The 2,177-nt window shown below is 68.0% G+C and carries 2 protein-coding genes; both read right to left on the bottom strand.

All coding sequences use genetic code 11. From position 1 onward, the window contains the following. On the bottom strand, positions 1-575 hold a 575-nt coding region (locus BM249_RS21000; protein ID WP_483127894.1), incomplete at its 3' end, for a Rossmann-fold NAD(P)-binding domain-containing protein. A 164-nt stretch (positions 576-739) separates the two neighbouring features. Then, positions 740-1,915 carry a glycosyltransferase gene (locus tag BM249_RS20995; protein ID WP_244528902.1) on the bottom strand — a complete coding sequence of 392 codons (1,176 nt, stop codon included), beginning with the start codon at positions 1,913-1,915 and terminating at the stop codon, positions 740-742. Between the last annotated feature and the right edge of the window lie 262 nt (positions 1,916-2,177).

Genomic DNA, 2,177 nt, shown 5'->3' with positions numbered 1-2,177 from the left:
GCGCCGCCGCCCACGATGGCGGTGCGCCGATCGAAGCGGCCTTCCCGCATCTCGGCCGCGATGATTCGCGACAGGGCGAAGCGCCCAGCGAGCAAGAGGCCGAGGCCGGTCAGGAACAGGGTTCCGAACCAGATCCGCGAGTAATGATCGGCGACCTTGGCGAATACCATTACGGTGGCCACGAGAAGGAAGGCGAGGGTCCACATCGCGGCCAGGCGCAGGGCCGGCTTCACGAAGCCGCGCAGGGCACTCATGCGGTAGAGCCCGGCGACCTGAAATAGCACCACCGCGATGGTGGCGACGCCGACAATGGCGGCCCCGTACGTGAGATCGAGGGGCAATGTGTCCGAGAGCTGCAGCGCATGGACGGCGAGCCCCATGGCAACGACGAGGGTGAACTCAGCGACCCGCACGCAGCCCGCCAGCACCACGGGCGAGAACGCCGCAGCCGATGCGGGGCGGCTGATTGCTTCAGCCGGAGGCAGGGGCGTCGCGCCTTCGTGTCCCGGCCCGCTTGAAGCCGGCAGCGGTCGGGAGGCAGCTTCGAGCAGGTCACGAACGTCGAAGGCACTCATCGGGCAGGATTCCGAACTTCGGTCGAAGTCGTCGCGACGGCGACGACATGTCCAGGCTGACACAAAAATCACATGGAACGCTTAAAATGCTTGCGCCACGCGCGTCGGACGCTGTTGGGGGAGACATGCGAACCCGTCGCGGAAGGGGCGGCGCGCGGGCGCGATCAGGCGGCGGGTTCTGCCTGGATGGTGGCGGTACCTCCCGTCGGCCGGTTCCGAAGTGCCGCAGCGTAGCCCGACAGGACGTCGGCGCCCATGCGATGCATGGAAAAACGGGCCTTCACGGAAGCACCGAGCTCGGCGAACAACGCCGCACGGGCCTCGGGCGTCGCGTCGAGGACGCTGACGATGCCGTCTCGAAGGGCACCCGCGTCACGCGCGGAAACGAGGCGAGGGGCGAGGGCGCCGAAGATTTCCGGAATGCCGCCGACATTCGTCGCGACCAGGGGGTGCTGGGCCGCTGCCGCCTCGAGCACTACGTAGGGCAGGGATTCGGCCAGCGACGGCACTACCATGACCCGTGCCCGCGCGAGAGCCGCGCGGATCGGCTGGGGGGGCTCGAACGCGACGGTCCCGGCAAGCCCCATGGCGCGGACGCGGGCTGCCAGCAGGTCTGCATCGGGCCCGGAGCCCACCATCAGCAGGCGTAAGTTCCGGCCCTCGTCCCGCAGGCGCACCAGGGCTTCGAGGAGGTAGGGGATGCCCTTCGCGTCGCGCAACTCGCCGATGTAAAGGAGGTCGTAGGGATCGACCGTGGCCGAGACCGGCCGGAATTCGGACTCACAGATTCCGTTGTGGACGATGCGAGCAAGCCGGGTCGGTCCCGCATGGGCACGGTGGCGATCGGCGACGTATTCGCTCTCGAACAGGAAGACGTCCGTGCGCAGGGCCAGCAGGCGTTCGATTCCCATGTAGAATCGGTGACGCAGGGTTCCGGGCTTGTAATTGTAGCTCCCGCCATGGGGCGTGTAGGCTCGGATCGGGTCGGCGCCCACGATCATCGCGGCGCGGGCATAGACGCCGCCCTTGGCGCCGTGACCATGCAGCACCGTCGCCCCCGTGGTCTTGGCCCGAGTGGCGATGGCCCTCAGGGCGGCGAGATCCGAGGGGTGGGGATTCCGCTGCATTGGGAGGCGCAGGATCCCGAGGGCAAGGCTCGGGGCAAGTTCCGCCAAGGCGGCGTCGGCACGTTCACTGCCGGTGGTCGAGTCGCAGACGAGTCCGACCTGATGTCCGGCCGCTGCCTGTAGCTGTGCGAGATCGACGACATGGCGAAACAGGCCACCCACGGGGGCCCGGAACACATGGAGGATACGGTGCGCCGTCGAAGGGACGTCCAGAGGCGCGGCGTCGGATGAGGATCGAACGGAGACGGCGGACGCTCTCAAGACGGGCTCCTCCCTGGGGGCCGCGCCATCGGCGACGGGCGGCTGAGGGGGATGCTGGCCCAGGGCCGTGTTCGGAGCCTTAAGGCGTCCAAGCCGGCCGCCGAATCCTCGCGTCGAGGTTAGCGAGACCTTGAGTGTGCCGAACCTGTTCCACTGGCTCCTAGGGCCTGTCGTCGCTTGAACGGATTGGCGCGTTTTGCGTTTTCGTCTCTCT

The sequence above is a fragment of the Methylobacterium gossipiicola genome, assembly GCF_900113485.1.
Taxonomy (GTDB): domain Bacteria; phylum Pseudomonadota; class Alphaproteobacteria; order Rhizobiales; family Beijerinckiaceae; genus Methylobacterium; species Methylobacterium gossipiicola.
The sequence above is the reverse complement of the archived record's forward strand: the minus strand, read 5'-3'. Positions and strand labels throughout refer to the sequence as shown.